The 18,170-nt window shown below is 51.1% G+C and carries 18 protein-coding genes and 1 other annotated feature; of the genes, 6 read left to right on the top strand and 12 right to left on the bottom strand.

The window, feature by feature from the left end:
- Positions 1-18: 18 nt before the first annotated feature.
- The 4 genes from hisC to hisL form a co-directional block, all read right to left on the bottom strand.
- Positions 19-1,095: a histidinol-phosphate transaminase gene (hisC, locus tag ACSBQN_RS10610; protein WP_036407333.1), complete on the bottom strand. Its 1,077-nt coding sequence runs from the start codon at positions 1,093-1,095 to the stop codon at positions 19-21.
- Positions 1,092-2,405 carry a histidinol dehydrogenase gene (gene hisD, locus ACSBQN_RS10605; RefSeq protein WP_079549218.1) on the bottom strand — a complete coding sequence of 438 codons (1,314 nt, stop codon included), beginning with the start codon at positions 2,403-2,405 and terminating at the stop codon, positions 1,092-1,094. Before hisD ends, hisC begins: the two co-directional genes overlap by 4 nt.
- A 14-nt stretch (positions 2,406-2,419) precedes the next feature.
- Positions 2,420-3,319, bottom strand: a complete 900-nt coding sequence (gene hisG, locus ACSBQN_RS10600) for an ATP phosphoribosyltransferase (protein WP_024474080.1) — start codon at positions 3,317-3,319, stop codon at positions 2,420-2,422.
- Between the two features lie 34 nt (positions 3,320-3,353).
- Positions 3,354-3,478, bottom strand: a sequence feature (His leader region).
- Positions 3,454-3,501, bottom strand: coding sequence for a his operon leader peptide (gene hisL / locus ACSBQN_RS10595; protein ID WP_101495319.1), 48 nt, complete (start codon positions 3,499-3,501; stop codon positions 3,454-3,456). (Overlaps the previous feature by 25 nt.)
- Positions 3,502-3,699: 198 nt before the next feature.
- Between hisL and ACSBQN_RS10590 the strand changes: the two genes are divergently transcribed.
- Positions 3,700-4,527, top strand: a complete 828-nt coding sequence (locus tag ACSBQN_RS10590; RefSeq protein ID WP_024474079.1) for an SDR family oxidoreductase — start codon at positions 3,700-3,702, stop codon at positions 4,525-4,527.
- A gap of 3 nt (positions 4,528-4,530) precedes the next feature.
- Here the strand turns inward: ACSBQN_RS10590 and ACSBQN_RS10585 are convergent, their stop codons facing one another.
- Positions 4,531-5,151 (bottom strand): glutathione S-transferase family protein, encoded by a 621-nt coding sequence (locus ACSBQN_RS10585; RefSeq protein WP_024474078.1) that lies wholly within the window; start codon positions 5,149-5,151, stop codon positions 4,531-4,533.
- 214 nt (positions 5,152-5,365) lie between these two features.
- On the opposite strand from ACSBQN_RS10585, the gene ACSBQN_RS10580 reads away from it, so the two are divergent.
- On the top strand, positions 5,366-6,568 hold the full coding sequence (locus ACSBQN_RS10580) for a serine hydrolase (protein WP_004235775.1): 1,203 nt from the start codon (positions 5,366-5,368) through the stop codon (positions 6,566-6,568).
- Between the two features lie 169 nt (positions 6,569-6,737).
- Entirely contained in the window at positions 6,738-7,259 is a 522-nt protein-coding gene (locus ACSBQN_RS10575) for a LemA family protein (RefSeq protein ID WP_024474077.1), read from the top strand.
- Positions 7,260-7,321: 62 nt separating this feature from the next.
- On the opposite strand, the gene ACSBQN_RS10570 is transcribed toward ACSBQN_RS10575, so the two are convergent.
- The 5 genes from ACSBQN_RS10570 to ACSBQN_RS10550 all read right to left on the bottom strand — a co-directional run bounded on the left by ACSBQN_RS10570 (position 7,322) and on the right by ACSBQN_RS10550 (position 14,476).
- Positions 7,322-8,689, bottom strand: a complete 1,368-nt coding sequence (locus tag ACSBQN_RS10570; RefSeq protein WP_015422567.1) for an L-serine ammonia-lyase — start codon at positions 8,687-8,689, stop codon at positions 7,322-7,324.
- A 129-nt stretch (positions 8,690-8,818) separates the two neighbouring features.
- Entirely contained in the window at positions 8,819-10,138 is a 1,320-nt protein-coding gene (locus ACSBQN_RS10565; protein ID WP_024474076.1) for an HAAAP family serine/threonine permease, read from the bottom strand.
- Between the two features lie 952 nt (positions 10,139-11,090).
- Complete coding sequence (locus tag ACSBQN_RS10560; protein WP_024474074.1) at positions 11,091-12,410, bottom strand: HAAAP family serine/threonine permease; 1,320 nt, start codon at positions 12,408-12,410, stop codon at positions 11,091-11,093.
- Between the two features lie 802 nt (positions 12,411-13,212).
- Positions 13,213-13,821 carry an undecaprenyl-diphosphate phosphatase gene (ybjG, locus tag ACSBQN_RS10555; RefSeq protein ID WP_024474073.1) on the bottom strand — a complete coding sequence of 203 codons (609 nt, stop codon included), beginning with the start codon at positions 13,819-13,821 and terminating at the stop codon, positions 13,213-13,215.
- 391 nt (positions 13,822-14,212) lie between these two features.
- Positions 14,213-14,476 carry a GrxA family glutaredoxin gene (locus ACSBQN_RS10550; RefSeq protein WP_004235784.1) on the bottom strand — a complete coding sequence of 88 codons (264 nt, stop codon included), beginning with the start codon at positions 14,474-14,476 and terminating at the stop codon, positions 14,213-14,215.
- A 173-nt stretch (positions 14,477-14,649) separates the two neighbouring features.
- Here ACSBQN_RS10550 and ACSBQN_RS10545 point away from each other — a divergent pair, with 173 nt between their 5' ends.
- From ACSBQN_RS10545 to rlmC, 3 genes are all read left to right on the top strand, one after another.
- Positions 14,650-14,961, top strand: a complete 312-nt coding sequence (locus ACSBQN_RS10545) for a YbjC family protein (protein ID WP_024474072.1) — start codon at positions 14,650-14,652, stop codon at positions 14,959-14,961.
- A gap of 105 nt (positions 14,962-15,066) precedes the next feature.
- Entirely contained in the window at positions 15,067-15,555 is a 489-nt protein-coding gene (locus tag ACSBQN_RS10540) for a YbjN domain-containing protein (RefSeq protein ID WP_004235786.1), read from the top strand.
- Between the two features lie 35 nt (positions 15,556-15,590).
- Complete coding sequence (gene rlmC / locus ACSBQN_RS10535) at positions 15,591-16,715, top strand: 23S rRNA (uracil(747)-C(5))-methyltransferase RlmC (RefSeq protein ID WP_024474071.1); 1,125 nt, start codon at positions 15,591-15,593, stop codon at positions 16,713-16,715.
- A 64-nt stretch (positions 16,716-16,779) separates the two neighbouring features.
- On the opposite strand, the gene artM is transcribed toward rlmC, so the two are convergent.
- Together artM and artQ are read right to left on the bottom strand one after the other, a co-directional pair.
- Positions 16,780-17,448 (bottom strand): arginine ABC transporter permease ArtM, encoded by a 669-nt coding sequence (artM, locus tag ACSBQN_RS10530; protein ID WP_024474070.1) that lies wholly within the window; start codon positions 17,446-17,448, stop codon positions 16,780-16,782.
- Positions 17,449-17,450: 2 nt separating this feature from the next.
- Positions 17,451-18,155 (bottom strand): arginine ABC transporter permease ArtQ, encoded by a 705-nt coding sequence (gene artQ, locus ACSBQN_RS10525; protein ID WP_004235789.1) that lies wholly within the window; start codon positions 18,153-18,155, stop codon positions 17,451-17,453.
- Positions 18,156-18,170 lie beyond the last annotated feature (15 nt).

The raw sequence follows: 18,170 nt of genomic DNA, 5'->3' as shown, positions 1-18,170 counted from the left end.
GTATCCGTTGTCCTCAGATTATGGCATTTCAAGCGCGGCGATAGCGGCGATCACCCGCAGGCATTCCGCCCGGGTGCCGACAGTAATGCGCAGACAGTTTTCCAGCCCGCGTTGTTTGCGCTGGTCACGTAAAATAATTCCCTCATCCCACAGGCTGCGGAAAACCCGTTCCGCATCACGGAAACGCACCAGAATGTAGTTGGTTTTGCTCGGGAAAACGGTTTCCGTCAGCGGCAGCTTTTGCAGCTCATCACACAGCATCTGCCGGTTGCGGCAGATTTCGGTAACGCGCTCCTGCATTACGGCAATGCCTTCCGGCAGCAGGGCTTCGGCAGCAATGGCTGCTACCGGGGATGACAGCGGATAGGGCGCGATCACTTTCATCAGTACGTTAATAATATCCGCAGAAGCCAGTGTGAAGCCGCAGCGCAGCCCGGCGAGCGCAAAGGCTTTGGAGAGCGTGCGCAGGATCACCAGGTTCGGGTATTCTTTCAGCCACGATGCCACGCTGAACTCCGGGCAGAACTCGATATACGCCTCATCGACCACAATCAGTGCGCGGTTATCCACGATATCAAACAGATAACGCAGATCCTGTTCGCGGATCGGGTTACCGGTCGGGTTGTTCGGGTGGCAGACATAAATCACTTTCACGCCGCTGAGACTGGCGGCAATGCTGTCCAGATCCAACTGCCAGCCATCCAGTGACGGCACCACTTTCTGTGCGATACCAAAAGTTTCCGCACTGACACTGTACATGCCGTAGGTCGGCGGGCAGAACAGCACCGCATCTTTCCCCGGCTCACAGAAGGCGCGGATCAGTAATTCGATGCTTTCATCCGCGCCGCGCCCCGCGATAACCTGCTCCGGACTGACACCGGCGTAAGCCGCATAGCGGTTGATCACGTTCGCAGGCTGACACTCCGGATAGCGGTTCAGGTTGCGATCCGTAAAGGTGAAATCCGGTGCCTGCGGATATTCGTTGGCGTTCAGCCAGACATCCCCGTTACCACCGAGGCGTCGTGCCGACTGATACGGCGTCAGTAACTGCACATTTTCGCGGGCCAGTGCCATCGCGCTGAATGGTTTGTTCATCGGTTGTTCTCCTCCGCTTTCAGGGCATTCATCCGCAGTGTCACGGCATTTTTGTGCGCGGTGAGCAGTTCCGCAGCCGCCAGGGTTTCAATCGCGTCTGCCAGACCGGATAACCCGGCCGGGGTCAGCTTCTGCACGGTCATCCGTTTCATAAAATCCGCCAGTCCGAGGCTGGAATAGGTCGAGGTATAACCGTAAGTCGGCAGAACGTGGTTGGTGCCGGAGGCATAATCACCCGCCGATTCCGGCGACCAGTCACCGAGGAACACGGAACCGGCACTGTTGATAGCAGGCAGCAGGGCATCAGGGTCGCGGGTCTGGATAATTAAGTGCTCCGGACCGTACTGATTGCTGATCGCCACACAGGTGTCCAGGTCACGGGCAATAATAATGCGGCTGGCGGACAGTGCCTGACGGGCAATCTCTTTGCGTGATAATAATTCCAGCTGTGAATTGGTTTCTGCCACCACGCGCTGTGCCATTGCTTCATCCGGGGTGACCAGCACCACCTGAGAATCAGGGCCGTGTTCGGCCTGGGAGAGCAGGTCGGCAGCGACAAAGGCCGGGTTGGCACCGCTGTCGGCGATCACCAGTACTTCAGAAGGCCCGGCAGGCATATCAATGGCTGCACCGCCGATAGTCTGGCTGACCTGACGTTTGGCTTCGGTCACATAGGCGTTACCCGGCCCGAAAATTTTGTCGGTGGCGGGAATGGTTTCTGTGCCGAATGCCATCGCGGCAATCGCCTGGGCACCGCCCGCCTGATAGATAGTCTCCACACCGCAAAGTTGCGCGGCGTATAAAATTTCATCGGCGACCGGTGGCGGCGAGCAGAGAATGATCCGGCGGCAACCGGCGATTTTTGCCGGAACAGCCAGCATCAGGACAGTGGAAATCAGCGGCGCGCTGCCGCCCGGGATATACAGCCCGACACTGTCCACCGGACGGGTCACCAGCTGGCAGCTGACGCCGGGCTGGGTTTCGACATCAATCACATCCGGGATCTGCGCCTCGTGAAAGCGGGTGATATTAGCTTTCGCGGTTGCCATGGCGGATTTCAGCGAATCCGGCAGTCGGTCAGCGGCGGCGGCAATCTCCGCAGCACTGATTTGCAGTTCTGTCACCTGTGTTTTGTCAAAGCGGGCACTCAGCGCGCGCAGGGCATCATCGCCGTTTTCCCGCACATCGCGGATGATGTCACTGACCACGCGGCTGATATCACCGGATGCCGCCATCGCCGGGCGCATCAGGGCATCCGCCTGCTGTTGTGCATCAAGGTTTTCCCAGCGGATCAAGGTATTAAAGGTCATTGCGGTCATTGTCATCACTCCATCATCTTTTCAATCGGCAGAACCAGAATGGAGCTGCAACCGAGGGCTTTCAGTTTCTCCATGGTTTCCCAGAACAGGGTTTCGCTGCTGACCATGTGCATTGCCACCAGATCCGGCTCACCGGCCAGCGGCAGGAGGGTCGGACGCTCTGCGCCCGGCAGCAGGGCGATCACTTCGTCCAGGCGTTCTGACGGGGCGTGCATCATGATGTATTTGGATTCCCGCGCCTGGATCACGCCCTGGATACGGGTCATCATTCTGTCGATAAGCTGCTGTTTGGCCGGCGGCATTTCACCGTCGCGCTGAATCAGGCAGGCTTTGGAGCGGTAAATCACTTCCACTTCGCGCAGACCGTTGGCTTCCAGCGTGGCACCGGTGGATACGAGATCACAGATAGCATCGGCCAGACCGGCGCGCGGTGCTACTTCCACCGAGCCGTTGAGCAGACAGGATTTAAAGCGGATACCTTTCTGATCAAGATAACGTTTGAGCAGGAACGGATAGGAAGTCGCGATACGGCTGTCCTGAAGACACTCCGCGCCGTTGTAGCTGAAATCCACCGGGGCGGCCAGCGAGAGGCGGCAGGTGCCGAAATCCAGGCGGCGCAGCGTGAAGTAGCGCGGGTTTTGTCCCTGTGCCTGACGGCTTAATAACTCTTCTTCCAGTACGTTTTCGCCGATGATACCGAGGTCAACCACGCCGTCCATCACCAGGCCGGGAATATCGTCATCACGGACCCGCAGGATATCAATCGGCATATTCTCTGCGTAAGCAATCAGGCGCTGCTGTTGTAAGTTGATTTTTATGCCGCAGCGCGCGAGCAACTCGCGGGAGTCTTCACTTAAACGACCTGATTTCTGAATGGCTATCCGTAAGCGCGTTTTATCTAACATTTTGATTATCCTTTAATTTTATAATTCTTTAGGTATAAAAAAACCCCCGGAAAAAAGATTCTTCCGGGGGTTCTCTCTTAGCACGCATGCCACCGGAAGCTCTGAACGTCTTCCGGCACCAATCGCCTGAAAGACTAGTCAGGGTGATGGTGGTGGTGATGGCTGAACTGGATGCGTGTCATGATAATCTCTCGTCGTTTATCTGTTTGTTGCTATCACGGATAATGTTGTCATTATGGTGATAACGATGTTTATAAATTGCTTGTCTTTCAACCTATAGAACTCACCCGGACTTTGCAACCCCTTTTTTGCAAAGAAAACAGAAATTAAGATAATCTACTGAAATTAAAGAAAAATAATCCACAGAGAGGTCATGCACGATGAAAACAGTTTCCATCGCGGGGCTGGGCTGGCTGGGAATGCCGCTGGCACTGCATCTTGCGGATATCGGTATCCGTGTCAAAGGCACCAAAACCACGCCGGACGGCACAGAGGCGGCGAGGATGTGCGGTATTGAGTGTTATATGCTGAATCTGACACCAGAGCCGGAATGTAACGCTGATGATTTAGATGCTTTTTTGCAGACAGATATTCTGGTGATCACCCTGCCTGCATCAAGAACGGCGGGCGGTGGTTACCTGTATGTGAAGGCGGTGCAGAATCTGGTGGATCTGGCGGCGGCGCGCGGTGTGTCGCGGGTGATTTTTACCGGTTCAACAGCGGTTTACGGTAATCAGACCGGTAAGCTGACAGAAAACTCGCCGGTCGATCCGGTGACAGAATCCGCCAAAGCGATTGTTGAGATTGAACACTGGCTGAATGAGCTGCCGGGTGTTTCAGCGGATATTCTGCGTCTGGCCGGGCTGGTGGGGGAATCCCGTCATGCAGGGCGTTTCCTGGCGGGTAAAACGGCGGTGAAAGGGGCGAATCAGCCGGTCAATCTGGTGCATCAGGATGATGTGATTGCCGCGATCCGTTTGCTGATCCAGCGTCCGCACGGCGGCCATCTGTATAACCTGTGTGCGCCGCAGCACCCGTCACGGGCTGAATTTTATCCGGATATGTCCCGTCAGATTAATTTGCTGCCGCCGGTGTTCAGAGAAGAAGATATCACTGAAGGGAAAGAGATTGACGGCAGCCGCATTTGCCGGGAACTGGGCTTTGAATATCAGTACCCTGATCCCGGCCGGATGCCGATGACGGAGTAAGTGTTAACTGACCGGCAGTGCCACGATATCGCGGTACGCCGGGCGGGTTTCAATCCGTGCAAACCAGCGCTCTATATGCGGGAAGTCCGGTCGGTCATGACACACTTCCCGCCACGGATAGAGTAGCGGCGCCATTGCCATATCCGCGATACTGAAGGTATCACCGGCGATATAATCACGCTGTGCAAAGTCGTCATTGAGCATGGCAATCAGGCGGTTCAGAGATTGTTTCAATTCCTCCACCCGGGCCGGATCGCGCTGCTCTGCCGGGGTTCTGACCAGCAGTCCCATCATCGCTTTGATATACGGGAACAGACTGCCGTCTGACCAGTACATCCATTGTGCCGCCCGGGCACGGTATTCCGCATCGTGCGGCAGCAGTGTGCCGTCATCATATTTATCCGCCAGATAGCTGAGAATGGCATTGGATTCCCAGAGAATAAATTCACCGTCCTGATAGGTCGGAATAGTTTTATTCGGGTTCATGGCGAGGTATTCCGGGGTATCGAGACCGCCGAACGGCCCGCCCGCATCTTTCTGCTGATAAGTCAGCCCCAGTTCAGTCAGACACCATAAGACTTTCTTGACGTTAGACGAGTTTTTTCTGCCCCAGACGGTTATCATAGTGACTCCTGTTGATAGATATGCGATGACGTGTGCGTATTGTCGGTTATTTTGTGTCATGAAGTGTAAATTTTTACACGAAATCCCCGTAACAGGAAGAATCGCGTTAAAGTGTCATTGGTTTACCATTCATGAAATGAATATAGTATTCATTATCACAGAGTTATCACTCTTATTTTTGTCACGATGTACCGGGTTTAAAGAGGGAAGAGTAATGCAGACAGTAATCAGTTCACGGGTAACCGGTTTAATCGGCGGGCTTGCTTTCGGATTTTTAAGCATCGGCCACGCGTTTGCGGAGGAAACACCGGTTGCACCGCAGGTGGATGCAAAAGCGTATGTGCTGATGGACTACAACAGCGGGAAAATCCTGGCATCCGCGAACGCGGATGAGCGCCTTGACCCGGCGTCACTGACAAAAATCATGAGCAGTTATGTGGTCGGACAGGCGATTAAAGCCGGGAAAGTGACACCGGATGATATCGTCACCGTCGGTATTAATGCCTGGGCAACCGGTAACCCGGTGCTGAAAGGCTCTTCCCTGATGTTCCTCAAGCCCGATGACCGCGTAAAATTAATCGATCTGAACAAAGGGATGGTCATTCAGTCCGGTAATGATGCCAGTATTGCGCTGGCGGAATATGTCGCGGGCAGTCAGGAAACCTTTGTTTCGCAGATGAACAGTTACGCCAAACAGATTGGCCTGACAAATACCCATTTTAAAACGGTTCACGGACTGGATTCCGAAGGGCAGTACAGTACCGCCAAAGATATGGCGCTGCTGACCCAGGCGCTGATCACCGATGTGCCGGATGAATATGTTATCCATAAAGAGAAAGAATTTACCTTCAATAAGATCCGTCAGCCGAACCGCAACCGCCTGCTGTGGAGCACCAATCTCAATGTGGACGGTGTGAAAACCGGCCACACCAGCGGCGCGGGGCATAACCTGGTGGCTTCCGCGACAGACGGTCCGATGCGTCTGATCTCCGTGGTACTGGGCGCACCGAGTGACCGTGTCCGCTTTGCCGAAAGCGAAAAAATCCTCTCCTGGGGCTTCCGTTTCTTTGAAACCGTGGCACCGGTGAAAGCTGATACGCCGCTGACCACTGAGCGTGTCTGGTTCGGGGATATTTCAGAAGTGCCGCTGGGCGCGGAAAAAGACATTTATGTCACTATTCCGAAAGGTAAACTCAAAGATCTGAAAGCGACATTTGAACTGGACAGCACCACGCTGGAAGCGCCGCTGGCGAAAAACCAGGTGGTCGGGAAAATCAACTTTATCCTTGATGACAAAGTCGTTGAACAGCGTCCGCTGGTGGTTCAGCAGCAGGTTGAGGAAGCCGGTTTCTTCGGCCGCATCTGGGATTATATTGTCCGCTTCTTTGCCGGACTGTGGCATTCCGTCTTCGGTTAAGCGGGCTGTATTTATAAGGTTATTCCCCTTTCAGGCGGCAAATTATCATGCTGTCTGCTGAATTACCCTGTTGAAATCCGTATAAGATCCGATATTACATCCTGATATCGGATTTTTTTATAAAAAAGGACCGGTATTTTTACACACCGGTCAATAAAGGATTAAAGATATGGGGACAATTGTGTTTATCGCGCTGGTCATTGCCGTGGCCGGAATTGTATGGATCCGGCGGGTATATCTCCGGATAAACCACCTTCAGGCACCACTCACCGAAGCTTATGCGGCGATTGACGGCATGCTGCATCAGCGGGCGGAGAGGATCGGCCAACTGGTGGATATGACGGAAAAAGCCGGTATCCGGGATGCAACGCTGTTTTATTCCTGGCAGGATGCGTATCCGCGCTATACAGAGGCGGCGACACTGGATGAGAGTGTCAGTGCCGCAAATGATATCAGCAGTGCTTTTTATCATATTATGACGCTGACAGAGACATTCCCGGTGCTGATTGCGGATCCGCAGTTTGTCCGTATTCAGCTGGGGATCTGTGATGTTGAGGATGCACTGAATCCCGGCATCCGCGCCTTTAATGAGGCGGTACTTCAGTACAATATTGCGGTTCAGCACTATCCTGACACCCTGGTGGCCGGGCTGTTCGGTTTCGGCCCCAAAACACTGCTGCTGATGTCCTGATATGAAAAACCCCCGCAATCTGCATTGCGGGGGTTTTTTGAATGTCCGGGGACCGGGATTAATCAGTCACACGGGATCACTTTGATTGCCAGGCCGCCCTGTGAGGTTTCGCGGTATTTGGCGTTCATATCTTTACCGGTTTCATACATGGTTTCGATAACTTTATCGAGACAAACGCGCGGTTCGCTGACACGGCGCAGCGCCATACGGGCGGCGTTGACAGACTGAACAGCGGCAATGGCGTTACGTTCGATGCACGGTACCTGTACCTGCCCGGCGACCGGGTCACAGGTCAGGCCGAGGTTGTGTTCCATCGCGATTTCCGCCGCGATAAAGACCTGCATCGGGCTGCCGCCCAGCAGTTCGGTCAGGCCGGCCGCAGCCATGGAACAGGCAACACCGACTTCACCCTGACAACCCACTTCCGCACCGGAAATAGAGGCGTTCATTTTGTACAGTGAACCGATCACGCTGGACACCAGGAAATAGCGGGTATAGGCGTTTTCATTCACCGGACGGATGAATTTATCGTAATACGACAGCACTGCCGGGATGATCCCGCAGGCACCGTTGGTTGGTGCGGTAACAACACGGCCGCCGGCGGCGTTTTCTTCGTTAACGGCGAGGGCAAACATGTTGATCCAGTCAACAACCTGCATCGGGTCAGTGGAGGTGTTATCACTGGTGACCAGCTGACGGCGCAGTGCAGCGGCACGGCGTGGTACACGCAGCGGCCCCGGTAGCAGACCTTCGGTGTTCACACCGCGCTCGATACCGGCTTTCATCACGTCCCAGACTGCCGCCAGGTGAGCAGAAAGCTCTTCCTTGCTGTGCAGCGCCAGTTCGTTCTGCATAACCAGCGCTGATAAAGACAGGCCGGTTTCGTTGCAGTGTTTCTGCAGATCAGCTGCATACTGGTACGGATAAGGCACTTTGGTTTCGCTGTCCGCAGCCTGGCCAAAATGCTCTTCATCGACGATAAAACCACCGCCGACGGAGTAATAGGTTTTCTTGTACAGTAATTCATCACCGGCGAATGCGCTGATGGACATGCCGTTTTCATGCAGCGGCAGGTTTTCTTTATGGAAGTTCATCCCGTTATCGCGCGGGAAATCCACTTCATGGCGTTGGTTTGCCAGCAAAAGGCGTTCACGTTCTTCAACATCCCTGATAAAGCCCGGTATCGCGTCAATATCAACAGAATCCGGCAGGTTACCCGCAAGACCCATAATGATTGCGATATCTGTCGCGTGACCTTTCCCTGTCAGAGACAGAGAGCCGTACACATCAACCTGAATGCGGGTGGTTTTTTCCAGCAGTCCGGCCGCGATAAGATCATCAGCGAACTGTTTACCTGCTTTCATCGGACCGACCGTGTGAGAACTCGACGGACCAATACCAATTTTGAAGATGTCAAATACACTGACCATATTGCTCGCCCCCTATGTTAAGGCGTGGATTAATAGTGTCGTGAAAATTCACGAAGCCGTTACTTTTCAGTTCCGGCTGATTATTGTTGTTGCTGTTGCCCGCCGGAGAGGGCAACAGTCATTTATTTATTAACCAAAAAACAGCTGATACAGATTGTAAAACACCGCTGAAATTGCAATGAGACCCATCACAACCACAAACAGATTACTCAGATGACCGGCATATTTACGCATCGCAGGCACTTTGCGGATTGCGTACATCGGCATGATAAACAGCAGCATAGCGATGATCGGGCCGCCCAGGGTTTCAATCATACCCAGAATGCTCGGGTCTAATGTGGCAACAATCCAGGTGGTTACCAGCATAAACAGTGCCGTCAGTTTATTCAGTTTAGACGGTGCAATGCTTTTACCTTTGGCGCGTAATGCTTTGTTAACCAGACCGTTAAAGCCTTCACGGGCACCCAGGTAGTGACCCAGGAATGATTTGGTGATAGCAATAAACGCGATGAATGGTGCGATATAGGCAATCATCGGGTTCTGGAAGTGGTTCGCCAGGTAAGACAGAATAGAGATGTTCTGATCTTTTGCTTCCTGCAGGTTCTGCGGAGAAAGGCTCAGCACACAGCTGAACACAAAGAACATCACGGTCAGTACCATCATAATGTGAGCGTATGCCAGAATGCGGGAGCATTTTTTCTCCGCATTTTCGCCGTACTCTTCACGCTTGGCGACAGCAAAGGCAGAGATAATCGGGGAATGGTTAAAGGAGAACACCATTACCGGAATCGCCAGCCACAGCGTTATCAGCAGACCATGACCGGTGACACTGACTGTATTGCTGTTAAAAGAGAGCGTATCGAATACTGCTGTGCTCCAGTGCGGGATCAGATACAGCGCCAGTACCATCAGAACCGCTACAAACGGGAATACCAGCACGCTCATTGCTTTGACAATCGCGGCTTCACCGAAGCGGACAATACACATAATCCCGATAATCAGTACCAGGGACAGAATAATGCGCGGCGGCGCCGTCATATGCATCTGGTTAACGATAAAGCTTTCCACGGTGTTGGTGATAGCCACACTGTAGACCAGCAGGATCGGGTAGATAGCAAAGAAATAGAGCAGGGTGATAAGGCCGCCGGCTCTGGCGCCGAAATGCTCTTCCACCACTTCAGTAATATCTTCGCCCGGATTTTTACCGGACAGCACGAAGCGGCACATGCCGCGGTGTGCGAAAAAGGTCATCGGGAAGGCCAGCACGGCCATGATGATAAGCGGGATCAGCCCGCCGATACCGGCGTTAATCGGCAGAAACAGTACGCCTGCACCGATAGCGGTACCGTACAGTCCGAGCATCCAGACGGTATCGGATTTGCGCCATTTACGATAATCATTGCTGGTGTCAGTCTTGCTGACCACAACCTGCGGTTGTGTTGTATCCATAGAAGTCTCCAAAATGTACAACAATAACAACAATTAAAATTTTGCACGCTGACCTGTGCATTTATTCGTCTCTGAAATAGGGTCTATGTACGTAACCAGATAAAAAATAAGTAAAGCTAAAAAGTCACCGGCAATTGCTTACCGGTAAAAATAATAAACAGCAGCGACCTGATATCTGTAATGGATAAATAAAGGTCTCTGCATTAATTCATATTCAAAAGTACCTGAAATTGATAACTCTCTTTCTGATGGTAAAAATATACTGTTTTTCAGTGGAAAACACCGTGATCACAGTCTCAAATGCTATAAATCACAGTAAAACAGGCTCTGTTGCAAGATTTGATAAAATTGTTAATCCTGGTTTACGGAATGGAGTATGCCGAAACGGCATAGAGGGATTGTGTGTTCTGTAATAATGCAGTTTTTGTCTGTATTTTATTTAATTAAATTAATTTATTCATATATTAATAAATATATCACCCGCACAAACCGCATTATTTAAAAATAGTGGCAAGCCTGATTTTTACAGGACTAAAGACCCTGTTTAAAGTATGGTTTATTTGCGTTATCTGTTGTTTTTAATATGGAAAATATTTTTTCGCTGAACGTGTAAGCATACCGGATGTATGCTGAGAGGCAGGCAGTATAAAATATGGCGTTATATAATGATCACATTGTCTGTCACGGATGATTAAAATAATTATTTTAATTACGAATTAAGTCACTTGCGTGATACTGGTGTCATATAAAACAGAAATGTTAAATAAATACCAGAATAATATTCTGTGAACAAAAATAATACTGCCGGCAGTGAAAAATGCGGTTAAAAAAAGATCGCCGGCGGCAGAAATTAAACAACGATAAAAAAATACCGGCGTGCGGGCCGGTATCGTGCCGGTACCAACAGAACCCGGCAGGTTGCCCGCCGGAGAGGGCAACAGTCATGTGTTTATCAGCCGAAAAACAGCTGATACAGATTGTAGAACACCGCTGAAATGGCAATGAGACCGATCACAACCACAAACAGGTTACTCAGGTGACCGGCATATTTACGCATCGCAGGGACTTTGCGGATAGCGTACATCGGCATGATAAACAGCAGCATGGCGATGATCGGGCCGCCCAGGGTTTCAATCATGCCCAGAATGCTCGGGTCTAATGTGGCAACAATCCAGGAAGTTACCAGCATAAACAGAGCAGTCAGTTTATTCAGCTTAGATGGCGCAATGCTTTTACCTTTGGCGCGTAATGCTTTGTTAACCAGACCGTTAAAGCCTTCACGGGCACCCAGGTAGTGACCCAGGAATGCGTTGGTGATAGCAATAAAGGCGACTAACGGCGCGATATAGGCAATCATCGGATTATGGAAGTAGTTCGCCAGGTAAGACAGAATGGAGATGTTCTGATCTTTTGCTTCCTGCAGATTCTGCGGGGAGAGGCTCAGCACGCAGCTGAACACAAAGAACATCACAGTCAGCACCATCATGATGTGGGCGCATGCCAGAATGCGGGAGCATTTTTTCTCTGCGTTATCACCATATTCCTGACGTTTTGCGACACTGAATGCTGAAATAATCGGAGAATGGTTGAACGAGAATACCATCACCGGAATCGCCAGCCACAGGGTGACCATCAGACCGCGTCCGGTATCACCGGCAGAGTGACTACTGAAAGAGAGCGTATCAAATATCGCGGTATTCCAGTGCGGGATCAGATACAGCGCCAGCACCATCAGAACGGCCACGAACGGGAACACCAGCACACTCATCGCTTTGACAATCGCGGCTTCACCGAAGCGGATAATGCACATAATCCCGACAATCAGTACCAGTGACAGAATAATGCGCGGCGGCGCCGTCATATGCATCTGGTTAACGATAAAGCTTTCCACGGTGTTGGTAATAGCCACACTGTAGACCAGCAGGATCGGGTAGATAGCAAAGAAATAGAGCAGGGTGATAAGGTTCCCTGCTTTGGCGCCGAAATGCTCTTCAACCACCTCGGTAATGTCTTCACCCGGATTTTTACCGGATAAGATAAAGCGGCACATACCACGGTGCGCGAAAAAGGTCATCGGGAAGGCCAGTACCGCCATGATGATAAGCGGGAGTAGCCCGCCGATACCGGCGTTAATCGGCAGAAACAGGATACCGGCCCCGATGGCTGTGCCGTACAGTCCGAGCATCCAGACGGTATCGGATTTACGCCATTTGCGGTAATCATTGCCGGTGTCAGTCTTGCTGACCACAGCCTGCGGATGTGTTGTTTCCATAGATGTCTCCAAATTTGCAACAAATAACAACGAAAAATTGCACGGTGAGCTGTGCACAAAATGTGTCTCTGAAGCAGGGTCTATGTACGCAACCGGATAAAAATAAGTAAAACGGGAAAGTGACCTGTAATTGCTTACCGGTAAAAATAATAAACAGCAGCGACCTGATATCTGCACCGGGCAAATAAGGTCTCTGCATTAATTCATATTCAAAAGAATCTGAGATTGATAACTGTCTTTTTGTAGTGAAAATATACCGTTTTATAGTGAAAAACGCTGTGATCTGTATCTCAGTTGCTATAAATATCATTAAAAGTGGTTGTGTTGCAACATTTAATAATGATGTTAATTGGTTTTTGCTGAATGAGGTATGCCGAAATAGCATAGGAGAGCAGATATTCTGCAATAATATTATTTTTTTCTGTTTTTTATTTAAACAAATTTATTTATTCAGGTGTGAATTAGTATATGTGCTGCACAATATCGCATTATGACAAAACAGAGATAAAAACGTTTATCACAGTATGAAAATCATTTCAGGAATATGGATTATTATGTTATTTATTGTTTTTTAACGATAAATTGTTGTGCTCTTGAGTTTGTGGTGATTAAGGAAGAATGCGGAAGATCCGATAGTATAAAACAGGGATTATATAATGAGCCCATTGCATATCCCTGATGATTAAAATAATTTTTTTAATCGCGAATTAAGTGGTCTGAGTGATATTGATGAAGAATAAAACAGAAATGTTAAAAAAATACCGGCACACCGGCCGGTATTGTCTGATTCAACGTTGTATTGTTATCCCTGCACCCAGCCTTTACGGATAGGCATGGCAAAACAGTGCCGGTAGAGCACCTGCAGCCGGTTTTGCAGTGCCGGGCCGAACAGGCTCCAGAGCAGCTCTGTCAGTGCACAGGCAATCAGCACAGTGATAAAGGCACCCAGCATATCCACCGGCCAGTGAACGCCGAGGAAAACCCTCGACCAGGCGACAATCAGTGCCGGGATCATCAGCAGCAATCCTGCACGGACATTGCACCAGAACAGGCAGCCCAGCGCGAAGGTAAACACAATAATGCCGTGATTGCTCGGGAATGAGGCCGTCGGTGCATGATCAAGGAAACTGTGGCCGAACGGTTCGGCAAACGGACGGGCATGCGGCCAGAGTGTGCCGATAATCCAGGAGGCCGCGAAACCAATCAGCAGCGCAATGGCACTTTTGCAGACAGCGCGGCGCTGGCGGGCCATATTCTCCGGCGTTCCCCGCAGCCAGTACCCTGCGGCGACAACCGGAAACAGCAGAACCAGATATTTAGCCGCGAAGGTGGCGGCAATAATCATGGCATGAGACGTTTCCGGCGTGGCATTTATCAGGAGAAAAAGCGAATGATTCAGATTTTCCAGCACAGCAGACTCCTTAAAAAACACACCCGTATATACCCGGTAATAAAATGACGGGTCAGGGTAGCCGTCTTGTGCATCAAGGTAAAGTAAAAATGTCTTGGTTAATCGTGCTATTACGTAACATTGCAGAAAACTGACAAAATCTGAAATAACAACAGGCGGGATAAACAGCAGGCAATAAAAAACCCGATAGTTAAAACCAAATTGGTGACTATCGGGCTTCCTCAATCTTGGGGATATTCAAAGAAAAGCAGTGGCACTTATTCAGACTGCGCCCCGGTAAGAAAGTTCGAAAAAAGATTCAAAAAAATGAAAATAATTTTTTGGTGTTGAAAATCAGCGGGATAGGGAGGAACAAATAAGCCGCTTCCCGGGCGGGAAACGGCCGGATAGCTTAGCTGAACAGACCGAGATTGGCTTTCGCGTAAGCTTCGAAATCAGTGCAGCCGCCGATGTGCTTTTCATCGATAAAAATCTGAGGAACCGTTTCAACCGGTTTGCCGACAGTGACAGATAAATCTTCTTTGCTGATGCCTTCAGCGTGAATATCAATATAGCGATAATCGAAGTCATCACGCTCATTTTTCAGTTTTTCTGCGAGTTCTTTCGCACGAACACAATAAGGACAACCCGGACGGCCAAAAATAACGGTATACATGAAAAGCTCCTTCATTCATCAGTAACACCGGAAGTGGTGCTTTAATGGGATAAATTATGCCTGTATCATAACGGATAGAAAAGAATGTTGTGACGATTTGTGCGGTAGTCCGCACCAATGGTTCAGTGACTATCCGCAGTGCGGACATAAAAGGCAGAATCACAGAGGATAAAATGACCAGAAAACAGCCGCGACAAATGCGTTCATTAGGGGATATGCCGCGCCCGGTAATTATCTGTGAGGTCATCGGTGTGATATTACTGGTGCTGGTCTATCTGGCGGTGAATGATTTTATTTCGCTGCCCGGATTTATGAGCAGCAAAAATGCCCTGATGGTGATGGCGTTTGCCGGCCTGGGATGTCTGGTACCGGCGGCAATCAATATTGTCTGGCGGGCCATCAGCGCCATACCGTCCGTGGGTATTGACAGCAAAAGCGGGGCAGACAAAAAGACCCGGCAGAATAAAAATGAAAAAAAGCAATAAAACGTTATTCCCCTTCACGTTTTTCAGCTAAGATCCGTTATTGGTCTGCGGGTGAGGGTTTTCCCCGCTGTACTTTTGTTTTTCCGGTTAAAAGGCTTCAGGTTCATGATCATTCCCGATCTCACGATATTACGCACATGGCTGGATCAGATGAAACTCTCCTGTTTTGAGTGTGATTCCTGCCAGGCACTGCATCTGCCGCATATGCAAAATGTGGACGGTGTGTTTGATGCCAAAATTGATATCCTTGACGATATGCTGGTGTTCTCGGCGCTGGCGGAAGTCCGCCCGACCGCGATTGTCCCGCTGATTGCCAACCTGAGCCAGATCAACGCCAGCTCGCTGCTGGTCAAAACCTTTATGGATATTCAGGATTCCGCCATGCCGAAGCTGGTGGTCTGTTACTCGCTGCCGCTCAGTGCCGGGCTGACATTTGAGCAGTTCTCTCTCTCCCTGCAACTGATGGAAGAGCAGGTTGGTGCAGTGATTTTTGAGCTGTTCAGTAACAATATGCTGTTTGATCCGAATGATGCGGAACCGGAAGATGAAGAAAGCTTCCGCGCTGATTCCGTTCCTTCTCCGGTGATTCACTGATTATCCGTACTACTTTCGATATCCGGGACACCATCATGCATTGCCCTCAGTATTCAGCCGGCCGCTGCCGTTCCTGTCAGTGGCTTGAAAAACCCTATATTCAGCAGATTGATGATAAAGAGCAGGGTCTCCGCACGCTGCTCTCGTCGTTTGCCGTTAACAACTGGCTGCCGCCGGTCCTCAGTGCGGAAACCGCGTTCAGAAATAAAGCCAAGATGGTGGTCAGCGGCAGCGTGGAGCGCCCGGTGTTCGGGATCGTGACGGATAACGAACCGGTGGATTTATCGGACTGCCCGCTGTATCCGGCGCATTTTGCAGAGGTGTTTGCCGCACTGAAGCCTTTTATCGCCCGTGCCGGACTCACGCCGTACAATGTGGAACGCCGCCGTGGCGAGCTGAAATTCCTGCTTCTGACCGAAAGCCGTACCAGCGGTAAAATGATGCTGCGCTTTGTGCTGCGCTCAGAGAAAAAAGTGGCACAATTACAGGCGGCACTGCCGTTTCTGCAGGCGCAACTGCCGCAGCTCTCTGTGATTTCCGCCAATATCCAGCCGGTTGCGATGGCGATTCTGGAAGGGGAGCAGGAAATTATCTTTACCCCGGATGAGGTACTGGAAGAAACCTTCAACGGCATTCCGCTCTATATCCGTCCGCACAGCTTTTTCCAGACCAATCCGGCTGTTGCCGCGCAGTTGTATCATACCGCCGGACAGTGGGTGCGGGAGCTGGGGATCACCCGTTTATGGGATCTGTTTTGCGGCGCGGGGGGATTCGGCCTGCACTGTGCGGATAAATCCACACAACTGACCGGGATTGAAATCAGCCCGGAAGCGATAGCCTGCGCCACCCGCTCAGCGGAAAAAATGGGGCTGGAGAATGTCACCTTTCAGGCGCTGGATTCCGCGCAGTTTGCTCTCGGTAAATCAGCCGTACCGGAACTGGTGCTGGTGAACCCGCCGCGCCGGGGGATCGGTAAAGCGCTGTGTGATTATCTCAATACCATGTCACCGGAGACGATTATCTATTCCAGCTGCAATGCACAGAGCCTGGCACAGGATCTGGCGCATCTCACACAGTATCTGCCGCAGCGCGTGCAGCTGTTTGATATGTTCCCGCATACCGCACATTATGAAGTGCTGGTGCTGCTGACCCGGAAATAATAATCAGAGAATAAAAAAAACGGGGCTGCAATGTGAATTGCAGCCCCGTTTCTGTATGAGCGGATCAGTTACGGTGTTCGAATGCCAGCGCGCGGCGTTCAATCAGACGCATCGCGAGCGTCAGCAGGCTGTTGACGGCCAGATAAATAATCCCCGCAGCAATAAAGACGTTCAGATCGTAATCCTGACCAAACAGGCGGCGGCTGTAGCCCATCACTTCAAGCAGCGAGATCGTCGTGGCCAGTGAGGTACTTTTGAAGATCAGCACCACTTCGTTGGAATAGGACGACAGTGCACGTTTAAAGGCATACGGCAGGATGATCCGCATGGTCTGCTTCTGTGACATTCCCAGCGCCTGGCAGGATTGCCACTGGCCTTTCGGAATTGCTTTCACCGCACCGTAGAACAGCAGTGTTGAATAGGCCGCACTGTTGAGCGCCAGTGTCACCATGGCACAGAGCCACGGGGAGGACATCAGTTCCCACAGCAGCGGATAGTTTTTCAGCCCTTCAAACTGTGCAGGCCCGAAATAAATCAGGAAAAACTGGACCAGCAGCGGCGTACCGGTAAACAGGGTGATATACCCTTTGACCAGCGGCGTCAGAATCCGGGGTTTGAGAGAGAGTACCAGTGTAAACAGCACTGACAGCAGAAATGCTGTGATCAGTGCGGTAAAAGTCAGTGACAGACTGACCGGCAGGCCCGGTAAGACGGCAAGAATATAATCAAATATGCTCATTGGCCGCTCCGTTCAAAACGTGTGGTGCGCAATTCAATACGTTTGAGGATGTACTGACTGACCAGCGTGATGGCGAGGTAAATAAGTGCCACGATGCTGTACCAGGTGAAAGGTTCTTCAGTACGGCGGGCAATGCTTTGTGTCTGCAGCATCAGTTCGTTAATACCAATCAGATAGACCAGCGCGGTATCTTTCAGCAGAACCAGCCACTGGTTACCCAGCCCCGGCAGGGCATGCCGCCACATCTGCGGCATGACAAAGCGGAGGAAAATGGTGGCGCGGCTCAGACCAAGCGCCTGGCCTGCTTCCCGCTGTCCGTCCGGCACCGCTTTCAGGGCGCCGCGCAGGGTTTGTGACGCATAGGCCGCATAGAGCAGAGACAGGGCGGTGATACCACTGAAGATCGGCACATAGGGGCCGTTGTCGATCTCAAGCGTCAGGGTGAAGAAGCCCAGATTGATACCGTCGCTCAGCTGAATAATCACTTCCTGCGTGCCGTAATAGACAAACAGAACCACCAGCAGCTCAGGTAAACCACGGATAAGCGTAACAAGACAGGTTCCGGCAAAAGCGACAGGTTTCCAGCGCACAGTTTCCCAGAGGGTAAACAGCATCGCGAGCACCAGACCGATCAGGAGTGCAGAAACAGCAAGGCCGACGGTTACCCCGGCGGCGCTTGCTAAAGAGAGAAAATCGTTCATTAATTTTTTATGTTA

Source organism: Morganella sp. B601 (genome assembly GCF_051172335.1).
GTDB lineage: Bacteria > Pseudomonadota > Gammaproteobacteria > Enterobacterales > Enterobacteriaceae > Morganella > Morganella morganii.
The sequence above is the reverse complement of the archived record's forward strand: the minus strand, read 5'-3'. Positions and strand labels throughout refer to the sequence as shown.

Coding starts and splice junctions, on each gene's coding strand:
- hisC (WP_036407333.1), bottom strand. CDS start 1,095: ATGAACAAACCATTCAGCGCGATGGCACTGGCCCGCGAAAATGTGCAG.
- hisD (WP_079549218.1), bottom strand. CDS start 2,405: ATGACCTTTAATACCTTGATCCGCTGGGAAAACCTTGATGCACAACAG.
- hisG (WP_024474080.1), bottom strand. CDS start 3,319: ATGTTAGATAAAACGCGCTTACGGATAGCCATTCAGAAATCAGGTCGT.
- ACSBQN_RS10590 (WP_024474079.1), top strand. CDS start 3,700: ATGAAAACAGTTTCCATCGCGGGGCTGGGCTGGCTGGGAATGCCGCTG.
- ACSBQN_RS10585 (WP_024474078.1), bottom strand. CDS start 5,151: ATGATAACCGTCTGGGGCAGAAAAAACTCGTCTAACGTCAAGAAAGTC.
- ACSBQN_RS10580 (WP_004235775.1), top strand. CDS start 5,366: ATGCAGACAGTAATCAGTTCACGGGTAACCGGTTTAATCGGCGGGCTT.
- ACSBQN_RS10575 (WP_024474077.1), top strand. CDS start 6,738: ATGGGGACAATTGTGTTTATCGCGCTGGTCATTGCCGTGGCCGGAATT.
- ACSBQN_RS10570 (WP_015422567.1), bottom strand. CDS start 8,689: ATGGTCAGTGTATTTGACATCTTCAAAATTGGTATTGGTCCGTCGAGT.
- ACSBQN_RS10565 (WP_024474076.1), bottom strand. CDS start 10,138: ATGGATACAACACAACCGCAGGTTGTGGTCAGCAAGACTGACACCAGC.
- ACSBQN_RS10560 (WP_024474074.1), bottom strand. CDS start 12,410: ATGGAAACAACACATCCGCAGGCTGTGGTCAGCAAGACTGACACCGGC.
- ACSBQN_RS10550 (WP_004235784.1), bottom strand. CDS start 14,476: ATGTATACCGTTATTTTTGGCCGTCCGGGTTGTCCTTATTGTGTTCGT.
- ACSBQN_RS10545 (WP_024474072.1), top strand. CDS start 14,650: ATGACCAGAAAACAGCCGCGACAAATGCGTTCATTAGGGGATATGCCG.
- ACSBQN_RS10540 (WP_004235786.1), top strand. CDS start 15,067: ATGATCATTCCCGATCTCACGATATTACGCACATGGCTGGATCAGATG.
- rlmC (WP_024474071.1), top strand. CDS start 15,591: ATGCATTGCCCTCAGTATTCAGCCGGCCGCTGCCGTTCCTGTCAGTGG.
- artQ (WP_004235789.1), bottom strand. CDS start 18,155: ATGAACGATTTTCTCTCTTTAGCAAGCGCCGCCGGGGTAACCGTCGGC.